This window comes from Pseudomonas frederiksbergensis (genome assembly GCF_003732665.1).
In the GTDB taxonomy this organism is placed as follows: domain Bacteria; phylum Pseudomonadota; class Gammaproteobacteria; order Pseudomonadales; family Pseudomonadaceae; genus Aquipseudomonas; species Aquipseudomonas frederiksbergensis_G.
In genome coordinates, this window is the sequence record NZ_MOBP01000005.1 from 408,933 (window position 1) to 427,748 (window position 18,816).

An 18,816-nucleotide genomic window follows, 5' to 3' on the forward strand; every position below is an offset into this window, starting at 1 on the left:
ATAGCGCAGGGCGGTAACAGTAAACCTCGCATGCGGATCTGTCTTCGCTTTGTATGACTGGTTTTCTGTACTTTTTTAACATTCAAAGCGCAAATGCCCCGACAGACGGACAGATGCGGCGATCAGGCAACCTGAACCGGGATGGCGTTACTGGTGTGGCTCAGCTCGTTGCCCGGCGCCATGTACAGCATGCGCGGCTTGAAGTTGAGCAGTTCGGCTTCGCTGTAATGAGCGTAGGCGCAGATGATCACCCGGTCACCGACCTTTGCCTTGTGCGCCGCCGCGCCGTTGACCGAGATCATGCGCGAACCTTCCTCGCCACGAATCGCGTAGGTGGTGAAGCGCTCGCCGTTGTCGACGTTATAAATCTGGATCTGTTCGTATTCACGGATGCCGGACAAGTCCAGCCATTCGCCGTCGATGGCGCAAGAACCTTCGTAATCGAGAACTGCGTGGGTGACTTCGGCGCGGTGCAGCTTGGCCTTGAGCATGATGGCGTGCATGAGGGTTTTCCCTGGTCGGAATCGAACGGCGGGCAGTTTGCCCGAAGGCTTTGAGGGCGGCAATACGCTCCGAATATCACCACAAACCAATGTGGGAGCGGGCTTGCTCGCGAATGCGGTGTGTCATTCAACAGAGATGTCGACTGATACACCGCATTCGCGAGCAAGCCCGCTCCCACAGGGGGAAAGCGGTGATTAGGCGTGCCCGTCGAGGTTCAGGTGCAGGTTGTCGATCAACCGCGTCGTCCCGAGGAACGACGCCACCAGAATCACCAGGTCCCGATCTTCCGGGGTGGCCGGACGCAAGGTCACGGCGTGGCGGATTTCCAGGTAATCGGCACGTAAACCCGCCGCTTCGAGCTGTTTAATCTGCCCGTCGATCAGCGCCGGATAATCACGCTCACCTTGTTTAATCGCCTCGGCAATCGTCGACAGCGTGCGATACACCACCGGCGCGGTCGCACGTTGTTCTTCGCTGAGAAAGCCGTTGCGCGACGACAGGGCCAGGCCATCGGCAGCGCGGACGGTCGGTTCGCCGATGATCTGGATCGGCATGTTCAGGTCATGTACCAACGCGCGAATCACCGCCAGTTGCTGGAAGTCTTTCTGGCCGAAGATCGCCAGGTCCGGCTGGACCATGTTGAACAGCTTGCTGACCACGGTCGCCACGCCTTCGAAATGCCCCGGACGGCTGGCGCCGCACAGGCCTTCGGACAGTTGCGGGACGCTGACGCGGGTCTGGCCGGCCATGCCGTCGGGGTACATTTCTTCGACGGTGGGGGCGAACAGCAAGTGGCAACCGGCCTGGAGCAGTTTTTCCTGGTCGGCGGCCAAGGTGCGCGGATACTTGTCGAGGTCTTCGCCGGCGCCGAATTGCAGCGGGTTGACGAAGATGCTCGCGACCACGAAATCCGCCCGTTGCGCGGCTTTGGTAATCAGTGCGACATGACCGCTGTGCAGATTGCCCATGGTCGGGACGAAGGCAATGCGCTTGCCTTCACCCCGGGCACGGGCGACGGCAGCCCGCAGTTCGCGGACGGTTTTGACGGTGTTCATGCAGAGAATCCGTGTTCGATACCTGGGAAAGTGGCGGCTTTGACTTCAGCGACGTAAGCGCTCAACGCGGCTTGAATGCTCACCTGGCCATTCATGAAATTCTTCACGAACTTCGGCACGCGGCCGGTGATGGACAGGCCCAGCATGTCGTGCAGCACCAGGACCTGGCCGTCGGTGCCGCTGCCGGCGCCAATGCCGATCACCGGAATGCCTACGGCCTGAGTGATTTCCAGTGCCAGTTCGCTCGGCACGCACTCCAGCAACAACATCGAGGCACCGGCCTGTTCCAGGGCGATGGCGTCCGCGCGCATCTGTCGTGCCTGGTTCTCGCTGCGACCCTGGACTTTATAACCGCCCAGGATATTGACCGATTGCGGGGTCAGGCCCATGTGCGCGCACACCGGCACGCCACGTTCGGCCAGCAGGCGGATCGAGTCCGCCAGCCACAATGCACCTTCGACCTTGACCATGTGCGCACCGGCCTGCATCAGCAGGGCGCTGTTGATCATGGCTTGTTCGGTGGTGGCGTAGGCCATGAAGGGCAGGTCGGCGAGGATCAGGGCGTCGGCATTGCCGCGTTTGACGGCGGCCACGTGGTAGGCCATCTCAGCGGTGGTGACGGGCAGGGTGCTGTCGTGACCTTGCAAAACCATGCCGAGGGAGTCGCCCACCAGCAGCACTTCGACACCGGCCTCGTTGCAGGCGTGGGCGAAGGTCGCGTCATAGCAGGTCAGCATGGTGATTTTTTCACCTTTCTGCTTGAGGCTCTGGAGCGTGGTCAGGGTGATGGCTGGCATGTAAAAAATCCTCGTTCAGGCGCTATGGAAACTACTGCGAGTAACGCGCGTGATTCTTCATTTACTCAGGCGCACGGTCTTTTGTCGTGCTTATAAGGCCTGGATTGCGCCCTTTAGCGCCGCGTTGGCGGCAGCGGGACGCCTATAGTCGTGAGGAGGACTCGGGAAGTCAATTGTGTGTGTTACCGCGTTGTTACGGTGGGGGTGTTACCGGGGTAACTGATGCGATTCAGCAGATTTTGTGGCACCACATAACAAATGTGGGAGCGGGCTTGCTCGCGAATACGGTGGGTCAGTCAACATTGGTGCTGAATGACACACCGCATTCGCGAGCAAGCCCGCTCCCACAGGGGATTTTTGTCAGTTTTGAGGGTAGCGTTCCAGCCCTATGAACGGGCAGGCAGCGATCAATTCGCTGAGGATTCGACCATCGGCCAACCGCAGATCCTGCGGCGCCAGTTCGGCCAGCGGATACAGCACGAAGGCACGTTCCTGCAGGTGGTAATGCGGCACCTTGAGCCGAGGCTCGTCGATCAAGCGATCACCAAACAGCACGATGTCGAGATCGAGCGTGCGCGGCCCCCAGCGTTCAAGGCGTTCGCGGCCTTGTTCGTTCTCGATGGCTTGCAGCGCATCGAGCAGTTCCAGCGGTGCGAGGGAACTGTCGAGGGCGGCGACGGCGTTGGTGTAGCGCGGTTGGCCGGGCAGTAACGAGTCGCTTTGGTAAAACGCGGAAACCCCGATCAGTTCGGTCCGGGGCAACCGCGCCAGCGCCTCGACGGCGCTGCGCAACTGTTCGGCGGGGTCAGCCAGATTGCTGCCCATGCCGATGTAGATGCGTTCCATGGCTTACTCGCCCGTGGTGCTCGGGGCGCCGGCGGCGCGTTTGCGCTTGGCGCCGCCGCTGCGACGACGCTTGCGCGGTGCACCGGTGCCGTCATCCTTGCCGCTGAGGTCGCGGATCATGTCGCGACGTTCGCTGTCATTGGCGTCCTGATAATCCGTCCACCATTCGCCCAGGCCATCGGTCTGCTCGCCGGCGCTTTCGCGCAACAGCAGGAAGTCGTAACCGGCGCGGAACCGCGGGTTGTCCAGCAACAGGTCGGCGCGCTTGCCGCTGCGACGTGGCAGACGCTCCTGCATGTCCCAGATCTCGCGGATCGGCATGGTGAAGCGTTTCGGAATCGCGATGCGCTGGCATTGTTCGGCGATCAGCTCGTGAGCCGCTTCCTGCATCGCCGGAATCGGCGGCATGCCGCGTTCCTGCAGACGCAACACGCGTGCCGGCAGGGCAGGCCACAACAAGGCTGCAAACAGGAACGCCGGGGTCACCGGTTTGTTCTGCTTGATTCGCAGGTCGGTGTTGATCAGCGCTTCACTGATCAGCGTGTGCGTGTACGTCGGGTTGTATTCCAGCGCCTCGGCACTGGCCGGGAACAATGGATCGAACAACTGCAAGTCGACCAGCATCTCAAAGGTGTCCGCGGCATGGCCGGAGAGGAACAGCTTGAGTACTTCTTCGAACAGACGTGCCGACGGAATCTCGCGCAGCATCGGCGCCAGGTCGCGGATCGGCGCAGCGCTGTGTTTTTCGATACCGAAATTCAGCTTGGCGGCGAAACGCACGGCCCGCAGCATCCGTACCGGGTCTTCCTGGTAGCGTTGCTTCGGGTCGCCGATCAGGCGGATCAGGTGATTGCGGATGTCGTGTACGCCGTTGGCGTAGTCGAGGATGCGCTCGCTGACCGGATCGTAATACAAGGCGTTGATGGTGAAGTCGCGGCGTTGCGCGTCTTCTTCCAGGGTGCCGTAGACGTTGTCGCGCAGGATGCGCCCGCTCTCGTTGCGGGAAGACTGGTTGCTGTCTTCCTCTTCATCGTTTTGCGGGTGATTGGCGCGGAACGTCGCGACTTCAATGATTTCGCGGCCGAAGTGAATGTGCACCAGTTTGAAGCGGCGACCGATGATCCGCGCATTGCGGAATTCGGCCCGTACCTGTTCAGGGGTGGCACTGGTGGCGACGTCGAAATCTTTCGGCGTGATGCCGAGCATCATGTCGCGCACGCAACCGCCGACCAGGTAAGCCTGGTAACCGGCGTTCTGCAGGCGTTCGACAATATTCACCGCGTAGCGGCTGAATTGCCCCTTCTGCAGCGAATGTTGGCCGCTGTTGAGCACTTCAGGCGTGCTGCGGATGTGTTGCGTATGACGCTTGGGAGAACGGAATGACTGGAACAGCTTCTTCAGCATGGGATGCACTGTTTGAAGGAATGTTCGGCCATAACGAAGAATGACCGCATGATGGGCCGGGATTCTAGCATTTAGTCGGGGGATGGTGTAGGAGACAGCAAAGATGAGCTGTAAGCCGCAAGCTTTAAGCTGCAAGCGAAGGATGCGCAGGGGTGTTTTTTATCAAATCGCAGAAACTACAAGGGGAGCCGAAGCTCCCCAAGAAGTAGTTGCATGCTCTATTTTTATTATTGGTTTCGGGCTTTTTGTTTTTGTTAAGTGCCCTCGCCATGAAGTTTTTCCTTCATGACCCTCCCAATCGGGAGCCAAGAGCAAACGGATTGCTTTGGTCGCTGTGTTGCAGTGATCTTGCGATCCAACCAGTTCAGGCTCTGTCTTAGGACAGTTTTTGTTGTTCTCGGCCTGGTCGTGGGGCAAGCCCCAAATACAACGCCTCTCCAAAAGAATCAGTTAGCTGCGCCTCTCGCCGTCTTGTTTTTATTGTGCGTGAGTCGATTCGTCTTATTTTTATTGTCTTGTGCATTGCTTGTTATTGTTCTTGTACTAAGCATATAGCAGGGTGCGTGCCAACTTTTGCGAGGCCCAGCAAAACAAGGGGTTAGGCCGGGTAGCCAGGTTTTTCGGGGCCAAAAAAAACCGGGGCTTCGTTACCGTAAGCCCCGGCTTCTGTTACGTGAAAAGACTGGGGTAACAGTTTTTTCACGAAGTCACTTGTTACCCGCACACCGGACAGGTGACGTTCAGCTTTCGCTGGCCACCCCGGTTTTGCGCCGTGGAATGCCCAGGCGTTGGCGACGTTCCCACAAGCATTTGCGGCTGACCCCGAGTTTGCGGGCCAGTTCGGTTTCGGTCATGTGGTCCTGATGCTCAAGGACGAAGTGCTGGAAGTAGTCTTCCAGGGACAGGTCTTCGGTCGGCTCATGGCTGTTGTTACCGGCGGCGTTGCCTTGCTGTGGCGGCAGGCCGATGAAATCGTCGTCGTCCAGATCGCTCAGCTCGATGTCGATGCCCAGCAGCTCGGCGGAGATTTCCGGGCTCTCGCACAGGATGACCGCGCGTTCGACCGCGTTTTCCAGCTCGCGCACGTTACCCGGCCAGGTGTAGTGACGAATCGCCTGCTCGGCATCCGGAGCAAACTTCAGATCGGTGCGGTTGACCCGCGCGCTCTGCCGCTTCAGGAAAGCCTCTGCGATTTCGTTGACGTCAGCACCGCGCTCGCGCAGGGCCGGCAGTTTCAGGGCAATCACGTGCAGACGGTAATAAAGGTCTTCACGGAACTGGCCGATCTTCGCCAGGCTCTTGAGGTCCCGGTGGGTCGCGGCGATCAGGCGCACATCGACTTTCTGCGACTGCACCGAACCGACTCGGCGAATTTCACCTTCCTGCAACACCCGCAGGAGGCGGGCCTGGGCTTCGAGTGGCAGTTCGCCGATTTCGTCGAGGAACAAGGTGCCGCCGTCCGCCGCTTCCACCAGCCCGGCACGCCCGGCGCTGGCGCCAGTGAACGCACCTTTTTCGTGGCCGAACAGTTCGGACTCGATCAGGCTTTCCGGGATGGCCGCGCAGTTCACCGAAATCATCGGCGCCTTGGCGCGTTTCGACAGATTGTGCAGGGCGCGAGCCACCAGTTCTTTACCAGTACCGGACTCGCCCTGGATCAGGACATTGGAATCGGTGGGCGCGACTTTGCGGATCTTGCTGTACAGGTCTTGCATCGGCGGACAGGAGCCGATGATGCCGATCTCGCCATTGCTGTTATCGACCCCCGGTTTCGCCGCGCCATTGGCGGCTTTGCCGATCACCGGTTCACCGGCGGCAGGGGATGACTGGCGATCACGCAGGATGCGTGCGACGGCCTGAAGCATCTCATCGTGGTCGAAAGGCTTGGCGATGTAATCCACCGCGCCCATCTTCATCGAATCGACGGCCGAACGCAGGCTGGCGTAACTGGTCATGATCAGCACCGGCGTGCCCTGGCCAAGCTTGATCAATTCAGTGCCCGGGGCGCCAGGCAGGCGCAGGTCACTGACGATCAGGTCAAACGTGGGAATGCTGAAACGCTCTTGTGCTTCCTGCACGGATCCGGCTTCGCTGACCTGGTACTGATTACGTTCCAGCAGGCGGCGCAAGGCGGAGCGGATAATTGTTTCGTCTTCGACGATCAAAATGTGCGGCATTGATTCGATACTCTCGACGGTCTCAGTTCACAGCGGACGTCGCTTCGACATGACGCGGTAAGGTCACCCGGATACGGGTGCCGCGTTGGCTTTGTACATCAGCCGGGCTGTCGATGGTGATTTGTCCATAATGCTCTTCAACGATGGAATAGACCAGTGCAAGGCCCAGACCGGTGCCTTCGCCAGGATCCTTGGTGGTGAAGAAGGGTTCGAACAATCTATCCATGATGTTCTTCGGAATTCCGCTGCCTTCGTCTTCCACGATCAGATCGACCGTGTGTTCGCCGGCTTCGCTTTTGACCCGCACCGCACTGTGCGGCGGTGAGGCGTCGCGAGCGTTGGAGAGCAGGTTGATCAACACCTGGGCCAGCCGCTGGGGATCGCCTTCGACCCAGTGATCGGGGTCGCACAGGTTGTAGAACTGTACTTCGAAATTGCGCCGGTTCAGGGCCAGCAGGCCGATGGCATCCTGGGCCACTTCCGCCAGACAGACGGGCTCATCGCTGTGCTGATGACTGCCGGCGTGGGCGAAGCTCATCAACGACTGAACGATGCGCGACACGCGTTTGGTCTGCTCCAGAATCTGCCCGCTGATTTCCGTCAGCTCGGCGTCTTCCTCGCGTTCTTCGCGCAGGTTCTGCGCCAGGCAGGCGATGCCGGTGATCGGGTTGCCGATTTCATGGGCCACCCCCGCCGCCAAACGGCCAATGCTCGCCAAGCGTTCGGAATGCACCAGTTTGTCTTCGAGCATCTGGGTTTCGGTCAGGTCTTCCACCAGCAGCACCAAACCACTATTACCCGGCGCCAGGGGTTCATCGATGGCCGCTTTGTGCAGGTTCAGCCAGCGGGTCTGGCCATCGAGGGCCAGGTGCTGTTTGTGCAAGTGCTCGTCGGGCAGGTTGATAAAACCTTGCAACAATTCTTTCCACGGATCGCCAATCGTACTCAAGCGCGAACCGACCACCCGCTGCGCGGCGATCCCGGTCAGTTCCTCCATGGCTTTGTTCCACATCAGGATCTCTTGATCCTTGGCCAGGGAGCAGACGCCCATCGGCAGTTCCTGCAAGGTCTGGCGGTGGTAGCGGCGCAGGGCGTCGAGTTCGGCGGCCAGGCCCGTGAGGCGCGAGTGGTAATCCTCGAGACGGCTTTCGATGAAGTGAATGTCTTCGGTCACATAGTTTTCGCCGCCGGCCTTATAAGGCAGGAAGGTTTCCACCATGTCCTGGGCAACGCTCGGCCCCATCAGGCCAGAGAGGTTGGCTTCGATGCGGTCACGCAAACGGCGCAAGGCGTATGGCCGGCGCTCGTCGAAGGGCAGGTAGAGATCGCGCAGGGCCTGTTCGACTTCTTTCTGCGCAGCCTTGGCGCCCAGGGGCTTGGCCAGTTGCGTGGCGAATTCCTGGGGTGAGGCGGCGTGCAGTTCCCGACGTTGCGGGCGACGCACGTTGTCCACCGCACAAGCTTCGGCGGCGCTGGCCTCTTCCGGGCTGGCGTTGGTGAACAGCGAGATCAGGGTAAACATCAGCACGTTGGCCGCCAGCGAGGCAATCGCCGCCATGTGCCAACTGGTGTCGTCCAGCACGTAGATCATGTTCAGCAGCGGAATGTAGAAACCCTGCAGATTGCCCACCAGCGGCATCAACATGGTCACCATCCACACCAGGATCCCTGCGAGCAAACCGGCGATGAAACCGCGACGGTTGGCGGTCGGCCAATAAAGGACCGAAAGCACCCCCGGCAAGAACTGCAAAGTCGCCACGAAAGCGACGATGCCGAGGTTGGCCAGATCCTGTTCCGCGCCCAACAGCAGGTAGAAACCGTAACCGGCCATGATGATCGCGACGATCAGCGCCCGGCGGGTCCACTTCAGCCAGCGGTAGATATTGCCTTCGGCCGGCGGCTGATACAGCGGCAGCACCAAATGGTTGAGCGCCATCCCGGACAACGCCAGGGTGGTCACGATGATCAAACCGCTGGCCGCCGACAGACCACCGACATATGCCAATAGCGCCAACGCCTTGTTGTTGGCGGCGATGCCGATGCCGAGGGTGAAATATTCCGGATTCGTCGTGGCGCCGAGTTTCAGCCCGGCCCAGAGAATCAGCGGCACTGCCAGGCTCATCAGCAGCAGGAACAGCGGCAAGCCCCAACTCGCGCTGACCAGTGAGCGCGGGTTGAGGTTTTCGGTAAAGGTCATGTGGTACATGTGCGGCATCACGATCGCCGAAGCGAAAAACACCAGCAGCAGCGTACGCCACGGGCCTTCCTGCAAAGGCGTGTGCAAAGCGGCGAGGGCGGTCTGGTTTTGCAGCAGCCACAATTCCAGCTGTTGCGGACCGTCGAACACGCCGTACAACGCATACAAACCAACGCCGCCGATGGCGATCAGCTTGATCACCGATTCAAAGGCAATCGCGAACACCAGGCCTTCGTGTTTCTCCCGCGTCGCAATGTGCCGCGAGCCGAAGAAAATCGTGAACAGGGTAATCAGCGCGCAGAAACTCAGGGCCACGCGGTGCTGCACCGGCTCGCGGGTGAGGATGCTGATGGAGTCGGCCACCGCTTGAATCTGCAACGCCAGCAACGGCAGCACGCCGATCAGCATGAAAATCGTGGTCAGCGCGCCGGCCCAGGTGCTGCGGAAGCGGAAAGCGAACAGGTCCGCCAGCGACGACAGTTGATAGGTGCGGGTGATTTTCAGGATCGGGTACAGCAACACCGGCGCCAGCAAAAACGCGCCGGAGACGCCTAAATAGCTGGAGAGAAAACCGTAGCCGTACTGATAAGCCAGACCGACCGTGCCGTAGAACGCCCACGCACTGGCGTAAACCCCCAGCGACAGGGTGTAGGTCAGCGGGTGGCGAATGATCGCGCGCGGGATCATGCCCCGTTCGCTGATCCAGGCAACGCCGAACAGCACCGCCAGGTACGCGGCGCTGATCAGGATCATCTGGGTCAGGCTAAAGCTCATCGGCATCTTTTTGGCTCTGCAGGATGAAGGTCACGACGATCAGAATCAGCCAGAGCAGATAAGGGCGATACCAGGCGCCAGTGGCGTCGATCCACCAATCCATGATGGCCGGGGAGAACAGGTAAATCCCCACTACCAAAAGCAGGACCAAGCGATAGATGTACATCCCGGCCTCTCTTTTTTATGCGCGTGCCCGAAAACGTGCGGCGATGGTAACGGATGGCGGCGCGACTGCAAGTGCCATCACTGCAGTTGCGCTTCGGGCAGGGTCAGTGTGCGCGGGATCCGAGCGGCATCCCAGTGGGCGATGCCCCAATCCAGCACTTCCCGGGGCGTGGCGTAGGCCAGTTCGCTGCCCGGATTTTGCCCCAGCGCCCGCAGAGCCCGCAGTAACAGTGGCGTCGCCTGATCGTTGGCCAATGGCGGCGAACGGTAGGATTTGCCGAGTTTGTTGCCGTCCGGCTGAATGATCAGCGGTACATGCAGGTAACGCGGTTGGCGCAGCCCGAGCAGTTCTTGCAGGTAGAGCTGGCGTGGCGTGGAGTCGAGCAGGTCGGCGCCGCGCACAATATCGGTGATGCCCTGCCAGGCATCATCGAGGACCACGGCCAGTTGATAGGCGTAGAGTCCATCGCGCCGGCGAATCACAAAATCCCCGACCTCCCGGCCCAGGTGCTGGCGGAACTCGCCTTGCACCCGGTCGATGAAGTGATATTCCAGCTCCGGCACGCGCAGGCGGATGGCGGCGTCTTCGGTGCCATGCCCGGCATTGCGGCACAGGCCCGGATAAATGCCGTGATACGGCTCCAGTTGCTTGCGCGAACAGGTGCAAGCGTAGGCCAGGCCATGGTTGAACAGGCGATTGAGCACTTCAGCGTAGGCATCATGGCGATCACTTTGGCGGACCAACTCGCCGTCCCATTCGAAACCGTAGCTTTCCAGCGCGTTGAGGATCGCCGCCTGGGCGCCGGGTTCTTCCCGTGGCGGGTCGAGGTCTTCCATGCGCATCAACCAGCGACCGCCCACGGAGCGGGCGTCGAGGTACGAGGCCAGGGCGGCGACCAGCGAACCGAAGTGCAAATGGCCGCTGGGCGTGGGGGCGAAGCGGCCGATGTAGGGGGAGGCGGTGGCAGTCATGGAATGATGTTACGTCGTCGAGTCGTGCGCCGGCCACCTGTGGGAGCGGGCTTGCTCGCGAAGGGGCCATCAGTTTCAACACTTATGTTGACTGACACACCGCTTTCGCGAGCAAGCCCGCTCCCACAGAATTTCCACAGGATTTATGCCGGGGTGAATTGCAGAAACAAAAACGGAGCGTTCGCACGCTCCGTTCTTGGTTCAAGTCGAGATTATTTGCCGACTTGCTTTTCCTTGATTTCCGCCAGGGTCTTGCAGTCAACGCACATGTCGGCGGTAGGGCGGGCTTCCAGTCGCTTGACGCCGATCTCGACGCCGCAGGACTCGCACCAGCCATATTCTTCGTCTTCGATCAATTGCAGCGTCTTGTCGATCTTCTTGATCAACTTGCGCTCACGGTCACGGGCGCGCAATTCAAGGCTGAATTCTTCTTCCTGGCTGGCACGATCTGCCGGGTCAGGGAAGTTGGCCGCTTCGTCTTTCATGTGATCAACCGTGCGGTCGACTTCCTGCATCAAGTCCTGTTTCCACTTATTCAGGATCTTGGTGAAGTGAGCGCGCATGGGTTTGCCCATGTACTCCTCGCCCTTAACTTCTTTGTAGGGTTCGAAGCCGCTGATCGACTGGTTTTGCTGCTTTGCTTGGGTGGGCATGAAATGGACCGCCTCTACTCTTGTAATCCATTGCGCAGGATTGCTCCATCACCGACACCTGCCGGCCCTGCGGCTGCAAGCGGGCGAACTTACCAGATCAAAACGGGGCGCGCTACTCCCGGATGTCGCGGTAGTGGCCCATGGTGCTTGCAAATGATTGCAAAACCTTGACTGGTGGTGTTGGAGCCCTGATCAAATATTGATTTTAGTCAAACCTGGCGGGAGCGCTCGGGTCGTTTAGGCCGGGAGTTATAACGGCTCTGACCGCTTTAGGTTCTCGCTCGTTCCAGTGCATGGGTAGAATCGATTCTTTTTCCCCGTTGAAGGAAGGCTAATGGCTCAGCCCTACAGTGCGCGCAGTCGTGCGATCGAACCGTTCCATGTCATGGCGCTGCTGGCGCGGGCCAATGAACTGCAAGCCGCCGGCCACGACGTGATCCACTTGGAGATCGGCGAGCCGGACTTCACTACCGCCGAGCCGATCATTCAGGCCGGCCAGGCTGCACTGACCGCCGGCAAAACCCGCTACACCGCCGCCCGGGGCATTCCCGAACTGCGCGAGGCCATTTCCGGCTTTTATCAGCAGCGTTACGGGCTGAACATCGATCCGCAGCGCATCCTGGTGACGCCGGGGGGCTCTGGTGCGTTGTTGCTGGCCAGCGCCTTGCTGGTCGATCCGGGTAAACACTGGCTGCTGGCGGACCCGGGCTACCCGTGCAACCGGCATTTCCTGCGGTTGGTGGAAGGTGCGGCGCAGTTGGTGCCGGTCGGTCCGGATGTGCGTTATCAACTGACCCCGGACCTAGTGGCGCGCCACTGGGATCACGACAGCGTCGGCGCCCTGGTGGCCTCGCCGGCCAACCCGACCGGGACCATCCTCACCCGTGATGAACTGGCCGGTTTGTCGACGGCGATCAAGCAACGCCACGGGCATCTGGTGGTGGACGAGATCTACCACGGTCTGACCTACGGCACCGACGCGGCCAGTGTGTTGGAAGTCGACGACAGCGCCTTCGTCCTGAATAGTTTTTCAAAGTATTTCGGTATGACCGGTTGGCGCCTCGGTTGGTTGGTAGCGCCCGAAGCGGCGGTCGGCGAACTGGAAAAACTCGCGCAGAACCTCTATATCAGCGCGCCGAGCATGGCCCAGCACGCTGCATTGGCCTGCTTCGAACCCGCCACCATCGCCATCCTGGAAGAGCGCCGCGCCGAATTCGGTCGTCGTCGCGATTTCCTGCTGCCAGCCCTGCGTGAACTCGGTTTCGGCATCGCCGTGGAACCTGAGGGCGCGTTCTACTTGTACGCCGATATCAGCCAGTTCGGCGGTGATGCCTTCGCGTTCTGCCGACACTTCCTCGAAACCGAACACGTGGCGATCACTCCGGGCCTGGACTTCGGGCGTTATCAGGCCGGGCATCACGTGCGGTTTGCCTACACCCAAAGCCTGCCGCGTTTGCAGGAAGCGGTGGAGCGCATCGCGCGCGGCTTGAAGAGCTGGCAAGGCTGATGCGTTTTCATCCTCCCCTCGAAGAAGGTCGTTTGATCCGCCGCTACAAGCGTTTTCTCGCCGATATCGAAACCGTTAGCGGCGAGTTGCTGACCATTCACTGCCCCAACACCGGCTCGATGCTCAATTGCCAGGTCGAGGGCGGGCAGGTCTGGTTCAGTCGCTCCAACGACCCCAAGCGCAAGTTACCCGGCACCTGGGAAATCGGCGAAACCCCTCAAGGGCGCTTGTTCTGCGTGAACACCGGGCGGGCCAACGGCTTGATCGAAGAAGCGCTGCGAGCGGGCGTGATCACCGAACTGAACGGCTTTACGGAGCTGAAACGCGAAGTGGCTTACGGTCAGGAAAGCAGCCGTATCGATTTCCGCCTCGATTACCCGAGCGGGCCGGCGTACGTGGAAGTCAAAAGCGTCACCCTGGGCTATGACGGGACAGCGGTGGCGGCGTTTCCCGACGCGGTGACACAGCGTGGGGCCAAGCATTTGCGCGAATTGGCGCATCTGGCCCGGGACGGGATTCGTGCGGTGCAGTTGTATTGCGTCAATCTCAGTGGCATCGAGGCCGTGCGTCCTGCCGAAGAAATCGATTCGGCCTACGCCGCCGCGTTGCGCGAGGCGGTGGCGAGTGGCGTTGAGGTGCTGGCTTATGGCGTGCAACTTAGCCACGAAGGGATGGTGGTGGATCGACGTCTTGACGTGCTGCTCAACGGTTAAAGGCTGATCCAGATCCCTTGCGCGTCTTCGCGGCTGGGGATTGCGGTCAGGGATTGCCCGGCACACGGGCCGGCGACGCATTCGCCGTCTTCGATCAGAAACAGTGCGCCATGGGTGGCGCACTGGATCAGGCTGTTGCTCGGGTCCAGGAACTGGTCGGGCTTCCATTCCAGGCCGACGCCCCGGTGCGGGCAGCGGTTGATATAGACGTAAACCTGACCCGCCCGGCGTACGGCGAAGAGCTTTTGACCGTCGATGTCGAAACCGCGGCTGCTGGCGTCGGCCAACTCCGAGCCTGGGCAAAGAAACTTCATGACTATCCTCAAGCGTCTCGGCCCGTGACGAGAGATGTCCGGGCTTGACGTGCAAATGCAAACAATTATCAAATGGACGCCCGCCCTGGGGCGCGTGCGGTGTGCCGAGGATACTTGGCCTGTCCGCCCGATGCCCGGGAAAACCTTTCAAGGAAGCTGTTTATGCGCCTGAGCCCCCGCGTTGTTGCCGTGTGTGTCGGACTCCTCGTCAGCCATCAGGCGGCTGCGGCCGAACTGCCGCAACGTTGGGTCAGTGCCGGCGGCGCCCTGACGGAATGGGTCAGCGTCTTGGGTGGCGAGTCGAAACTGGTGGGCGTCGATACCACCAGCCAACATCCCGAATCCCTCAAGACGCTGCCGAGCATCGGTTATCAGCGGCAGTTGTCGGCGGAAGGCATCTTGAGCTTACGCCCGCAGATACTGGTCGGCACCGAGGAAATGGGGCCCCCGCCGATACTCTCGCAGATTCGCAACGCCGGGGTTCAGGTTGAGTTGTTCTCGGCGCAGGCGGATTTGCCGGCGTTGCACAGCAACCTTGAGCATCTGGGCAAGCTACTCGGTGCCGAGGATCAGGCTTCGCAAGCGTGGCAGGCGTATCAACAACAACTGGATCAGCAAAAGTCCCGGGTCACCCAGGCGCAGCTCAAGCAGAAAGCGCCGGGTGTGTTGCTGTTGCTCGGTCATATGGGCGGCAAACCGATGATCGCCGGCAAGGACACTGCCGCCGATTGGCTGTTGCAACAGGCTGGGGGCCACAATCTGGCGACCCATACCGGCTACAAACCTTTTTCCAATGAATCCCTGGCCAGCCTGAACCCCGAAGTGCTGGTGTTTGCCGATCGCGCATTGACCGGTGACGCGGCCCGGGCGGCGTTGTTCAAGGAAAACCCGATCCTGTCCTCGACCCGCGCAGCCAAGAATGGGCGAGTGATGGAGCTCGACCCGACGTTGCTGGTGGGCGGGTTGGGGCCACGCTTGCCCGAGGCGCTGAAAAAACTGTCTGACGGTTTTTATCCCGGCGCGAGCGGCCAATGACCACCCTGGTTAAACCTCGCGCACTGTTTATTGGCTTGAGCCTGCTGTGTTTGCTGGCGATCTGGTTGTCCCTGGCCCTTGGGCCGGTGAGCTTGCCGCTGCTCGATACGTTGCGGGCGGCGTTGCGGCTGATCGGCGTGCCGATTGCTCCGGACGGGTTGGAGCAGGCTGAACTGATTCTCGGGCAGATTCGCCTGCCAAGAACATTGCTGGGGCTGGCGGTGGGTGGTGTGTTGGCGTTGTCCGGGGTGGCGATGCAGGGGTTGTTTCGCAATCCTTTGGCTGATCCGGGGCTGGTCGGGGTTTCCAGTGGTGCGGCGCTGGGCGCGGCGATTGCGATTGTCGGCGGCTCCGCGTTTGGCGGTTTGCCGGAAGCCTTCGGGCCTTATCTTTTGTCGTTGTGTGCGTTTCTCGGTGGGCTCGGCGTGACCGCGTTGGTCTATCGACTGGGCCGACGTAATGGGCAGACCAATGTCGCGACCATGCTGTTGGCGGGGATCGCGCTGACGGCACTGGCCGGTTCGGCGGTGGGTTTGTTCACTTACCTGGCGGACGACGCGACCCTGCGCACGCTGACCTTCTGGAACCTGGGCAGTCTCAACGGCGCCAGTTACTCGCGGCTCTGGCCGTTGCTGCTGGTGACGGCCGGTGTGGCGCTGTGGTTGCCACGCCGGGCCAAGGCGCTGAATGCATTGCTGTTGGGTGAGTCGGAGGCCGGTCACTTGGGCATCGATGTCGAAGGGCTCAAGCGCGAATTGGTGTTCTGCACTGCGCTGGGGGTTGGCGCGGCGGTGGCGGCGGCAGGGATGATTGGTTTTGTCGGGCTGGTGGTGCCGCATCTGGTGCGGCTGTTGGCCGGGCCGGATCACAAAGTGCTGTTGCCGGCCTCGGTGCTGGCGGGGGCGAGTCTGTTGTTGTTTGCCGATCTGGTGGCGCGCCTGGCCCTGGCGCCGGCCGAGTTGCCGATCGGTATCGTCACCGCCTTCATCGGCGCACCGTTCTTTCTATTTCTGCTGCTCAGGAGGCCTGCCTGATGCTGCGCACGGAAAACCTGTCGATCCGTCGCGGTAGCAAAACCGTGCTGGCGGGCATCACGCTCGAACTCAACCCGGGGGAAGTCCTCGGCGTGCTGGGCCCGAACGGCGCCGGCAAAAGTACGTTGCTCGGTGCCTTGTGCGGGGAGCTGCATCCGGATGAGGGACATGTTTGGCTCGACCAGCAGGAGTTACGGGACTGCACCGGTATCCAGCGCGCCCAACGACTGGCAGTGTTACCGCAAGTGTCGACCCTGGACTTTGCCTTCCGCGTCGAAGAAGTGGTCGGCATGGGGCGCTTGCCCTGGCAGAGTGGCCGGGTGCGCGATGACGAAATCGTCGCCGCCGCATTGGCCGCCGCCGATGCCGGGCATCTGAGCGCTCGCAGTTATCTGGCCCTGTCTGGTGGCGAACGTCAGCGCGTGCATCTGGCCCGGGTGCTGGCGCAGCTATGGCCGGGGGAGGCGGGGCAGACGTTGCTGCTGGATGAGCCGACCTCGATGCTCGATCCGCTGCATCAGCACACCACCCTGCAAGCGGTGCGCGAATTTGCCGATCGCGGTGCGGCGGTGCTGGTGATCCTGCATGATCTGAACCTGGCGGCGCGTTATTGTGACCGCATCTTGCTGCTCGAAGGCGGGCGCCCGGTGGCATTGGATACGCCGCAGCAAGTGTTGCGTCCGGAACCGCTCAAAGCAGTGTTCGGCCTGGAAGTACTGGTGCAACCGCACCCGGAGCGTGGGCATCCGCTGATCATCGCCCGCTGAGTCATTCATCGAGGTGAGAACATGCGAGGGATTTTGCTGCTGGCGGTGCTGTTACTGAGTGCTTGTCAGCATGTGTCCGCGCCGCCACCGATCAGCGGCGAGATTCGCGACTTGCACAATGGCCAGTCGCTGACGGCGCAAGAACTGCTTACAAGATTGGCCAAGTCGTCACGGCTGATCGTCGGCGAACAGCACGACAACCGCGATCACCATCAACTGCAATTGTGGTTGTTGCGAGCGCTGGGTCAGCAGCGGGCGCAAGGTAGCCTGCTGCTGGAAATGCTCACGCCGGATCAACAACTGCGTGTCAATGACGTGCGCCAGGCCTCGACACCCCCGGTTGATCTGCCCGGCGCATTGGCCTGGCAATCGGGCTGGGACTGGGGAATGTACGGGCCGATTGTGCGGTTTGCCCTGGGCCAACCCTATCCGTTACTGGCGGCCAATCTGGACAACAGCGAAGTTCGTGGTTTCTACACCCAGCCCAAGCCCGTGGGCGGTTCACGCAGCAATGCGCCGTCGGTCAAGAAAGAACTGCTGGAGCAAATCAGCGGCTCCCATTGCGGCCTGCTGCCCCAGTCGCAAATGCCGGCGATGCTGGCGGTGCAGCAACAACGTGATCGGCGCATGGCCGAGCGATTGATCGCGGCACCGACGCCATCACTGTTCTTTGCCGGTGCCTACCATGCGCGCAAGGATGTGGGCGTGCCGCTGCATGTGCTGGACCTGGGCGCGCCTGAAGCGCCCACGGTGTTGATGCTGGCGCAGCAGGGTAGCGCGGTCACACCGGCCATGGCCGATTATGTCTGGTACACGCCTGCCACGCCGGCGCCGGATTATTGCGCAGAGATGCGCAAGCAGATGCGCCAGTAAGCACTTTTTCACAGGCAAAAAAAGACCCGGCAAGAGCCGGGTCAAATAACCGTGATTAGCCTGATGAGGAGATAATCTGAGAGTCCGAACCAAGGGCTTTTCAGAATATCGACCAGTCTCGCGACCAGTTGTGATAATCATAGCGATTCTCATTACCAAGTCAACCGCTGTTTTCCCATTAATTTTAAATTCGCCTGAAAGCCCCATAACCATTGGGCTTCAGCCTGGAAATTTAACCGAACTCAGTTGAGTGACCTGCTTATTCAGCAGGTCGATACGCCGCGCCATGCTCTCGATCAGGCTGTGGGCGATTTTCGGATTGCTTTGGGTCAGGCTCAGAAAGTGATCCTTGGGAATCAGCATCACCGTACTCGGTTCGCGGGTGATCACGCTGGCGTTGCGCTTCTCGCCGGTGAACACCGCCATGGCGCCGAAAATCTCGTCCTTGGGCACATCGCCGACTTTATGCCCGTCGACAAAGGCCTCGGCGTGGCCTTCGATGATGACAAATACGTGGTCCGCCTCATCGCCCTGGCGGATCAGCACTTCGCCACTGGCCACGCGTTGAAAGCCATGGGTGGTGCGAAACTCGGGCGGCTTCAGGCGCGTGACCGCATCGCAGAGCAGGGCGGTCTGGCCGAGCAGGTATTGCAGGAACAACTCCGCACGCTGCGGTTCGGCATAAATATGCTGGAACACTTCGGTGCGCCGGTAGGGAGTCAACGAAAACGGACTGTCGCTGTGCAAGCGGCAGTTGGGCTGCTCGACATCCTGGCGCAGGCCGACCAGATCGCCTTCATGCAAATAGAACAAGCTGCGCTGAGCGACAGAGCCCTGCAGCAAGCCATTGTCGAGCACAAACAGTTGATCGCCCGGCAGCAACGGCGCGAGGTCGTCAGCGGCAGCAAACTCAAGCGCCGGACCGCAGGGCGATAACCCCTCCAGCAATCGGGCCGGAAGACTTTGCAGGCGATTGATCAGTGTGTCGGCGTAGGCCGGTTGTTCCCCGAGCAAGTACATGGCGAAGTG

General features: G+C 60.8%; 18 protein-coding genes. 6 read left to right on the top strand and 12 right to left on the bottom strand.

Annotation, left to right across the window (positions count from 1 at the left end; genetic code table 11):
• Positions 1-122 precede the first annotated feature (122 nt).
• From panD to dksA, 10 genes are all read right to left on the bottom strand, one after another.
• On the bottom strand, positions 123-503 hold the full coding sequence (panD, locus tag BK665_RS09705) for an aspartate 1-decarboxylase (protein ID WP_003228271.1): 381 nt from the start codon (positions 501-503) through the stop codon (positions 123-125).
• Between the two features lie 195 nt (positions 504-698).
• Positions 699-1,559, bottom strand: coding sequence for a pantoate--beta-alanine ligase (panC, locus tag BK665_RS09715; protein WP_123404947.1), 861 nt, complete (start codon positions 1,557-1,559; stop codon positions 699-701).
• The gene (gene panB, locus BK665_RS09720; RefSeq protein ID WP_123404949.1) at positions 1,556-2,356 is read right to left on the bottom strand and encodes a 3-methyl-2-oxobutanoate hydroxymethyltransferase; all 801 of its coding nucleotides are present in this window, start codon (positions 2,354-2,356) and stop codon (positions 1,556-1,558) included. The genes panC and panB overlap by 4 nt, the downstream gene beginning before the upstream one ends.
• Positions 2,357-2,716: 360 nt before the next feature.
• Complete coding sequence (gene folK, locus BK665_RS09730) at positions 2,717-3,202, bottom strand: 2-amino-4-hydroxy-6-hydroxymethyldihydropteridine diphosphokinase (protein WP_123404954.1); 486 nt, start codon at positions 3,200-3,202, stop codon at positions 2,717-2,719.
• Between the two features lie 3 nt (positions 3,203-3,205).
• Positions 3,206-4,606, bottom strand: coding sequence for a polynucleotide adenylyltransferase PcnB (locus BK665_RS09735; RefSeq protein WP_054616641.1), 1,401 nt, complete (start codon positions 4,604-4,606; stop codon positions 3,206-3,208).
• Between the two features lie 740 nt (positions 4,607-5,346).
• Positions 5,347-6,783, bottom strand: a complete 1,437-nt coding sequence (locus tag BK665_RS09740; RefSeq protein ID WP_123404956.1) for a sigma-54-dependent transcriptional regulator — start codon at positions 6,781-6,783, stop codon at positions 5,347-5,349.
• Positions 6,784-6,805: 22 nt separating this feature from the next.
• Entirely contained in the window at positions 6,806-9,760 is a 2,955-nt protein-coding gene (locus BK665_RS09745) for a sensor histidine kinase (protein WP_185076482.1), read from the bottom strand.
• Entirely contained in the window at positions 9,744-9,920 is a 177-nt protein-coding gene (locus BK665_RS09750; RefSeq protein ID WP_003176118.1) for a hypothetical protein, read from the bottom strand. Before BK665_RS09750 ends, BK665_RS09745 begins: the two co-directional genes overlap by 17 nt.
• Positions 9,921-9,997: 77 nt before the next feature.
• A complete protein-coding gene (gene gluQRS / locus BK665_RS09755) occupies positions 9,998-10,891 on the bottom strand; it encodes a tRNA glutamyl-Q(34) synthetase GluQRS (protein ID WP_123404960.1) in 894 nt (297 codons plus the stop codon).
• A 212-nt stretch (positions 10,892-11,103) separates the two neighbouring features.
• A complete protein-coding gene (dksA, locus tag BK665_RS09765) occupies positions 11,104-11,544 on the bottom strand; it encodes an RNA polymerase-binding protein DksA (protein WP_007902025.1) in 441 nt (146 codons plus the stop codon).
• A gap of 334 nt (positions 11,545-11,878) precedes the next feature.
• Here dksA and BK665_RS09770 point away from each other — a divergent pair, with 334 nt between their 5' ends.
• Both BK665_RS09770 and sfsA read left to right on the top strand, forming a co-directional pair.
• Positions 11,879-13,051, top strand: a complete 1,173-nt coding sequence (locus BK665_RS09770) for a pyridoxal phosphate-dependent aminotransferase (RefSeq protein WP_123404962.1) — start codon at positions 11,879-11,881, stop codon at positions 13,049-13,051.
• Positions 13,051-13,764 carry a DNA/RNA nuclease SfsA gene (gene sfsA / locus BK665_RS09775; RefSeq protein WP_123404964.1) on the top strand — a complete coding sequence of 238 codons (714 nt, stop codon included), beginning with the start codon at positions 13,051-13,053 and terminating at the stop codon, positions 13,762-13,764. The genes BK665_RS09770 and sfsA overlap by 1 nt, the downstream gene beginning before the upstream one ends.
• Here the strand turns inward: sfsA and BK665_RS09780 are convergent.
• Positions 13,761-14,078: a Rieske (2Fe-2S) protein gene (locus BK665_RS09780; protein ID WP_123404966.1), complete on the bottom strand. Its 318-nt coding sequence runs from the start codon at positions 14,076-14,078 to the stop codon at positions 13,761-13,763. The two genes, sfsA and BK665_RS09780, sit on opposite strands and share 4 nt — an antisense overlap.
• Positions 14,079-14,240: 162 nt before the next feature.
• On the opposite strand from BK665_RS09780, the gene BK665_RS09785 reads away from it, so the two are divergent.
• The 4 genes from BK665_RS09785 to BK665_RS09800 are packed head-to-tail and all read left to right on the top strand — an operon-like array spanning position 14,241 to position 17,787.
• On the top strand, positions 14,241-15,113 hold the full coding sequence (locus tag BK665_RS09785) for a heme/hemin ABC transporter substrate-binding protein (protein WP_123404968.1): 873 nt from the start codon (positions 14,241-14,243) through the stop codon (positions 15,111-15,113).
• 50 nt (positions 15,114-15,163) lie between these two features.
• Positions 15,164-16,147 (top strand): FecCD family ABC transporter permease, encoded by a 984-nt coding sequence (locus tag BK665_RS09790; protein ID WP_185076492.1) that lies wholly within the window; start codon positions 15,164-15,166, stop codon positions 16,145-16,147.
• Positions 16,147-16,914, top strand: coding sequence for a heme ABC transporter ATP-binding protein (locus BK665_RS09795; protein WP_123404971.1), 768 nt, complete (start codon positions 16,147-16,149; stop codon positions 16,912-16,914). Before BK665_RS09790 ends, BK665_RS09795 begins: the two co-directional genes overlap by 1 nt.
• A gap of 21 nt (positions 16,915-16,935) precedes the next feature.
• A complete protein-coding gene (locus BK665_RS09800) occupies positions 16,936-17,787 on the top strand; it encodes a ChaN family lipoprotein (RefSeq protein WP_123404973.1) in 852 nt (283 codons plus the stop codon).
• A gap of 219 nt (positions 17,788-18,006) precedes the next feature.
• On the opposite strand, the gene BK665_RS09805 is transcribed toward BK665_RS09800, so the two are convergent.
• A complete protein-coding gene (locus tag BK665_RS09805) occupies positions 18,007-18,807 on the bottom strand; it encodes a Crp/Fnr family transcriptional regulator (protein WP_123404975.1) in 801 nt (266 codons plus the stop codon).
• Positions 18,808-18,816 lie beyond the last annotated feature (9 nt).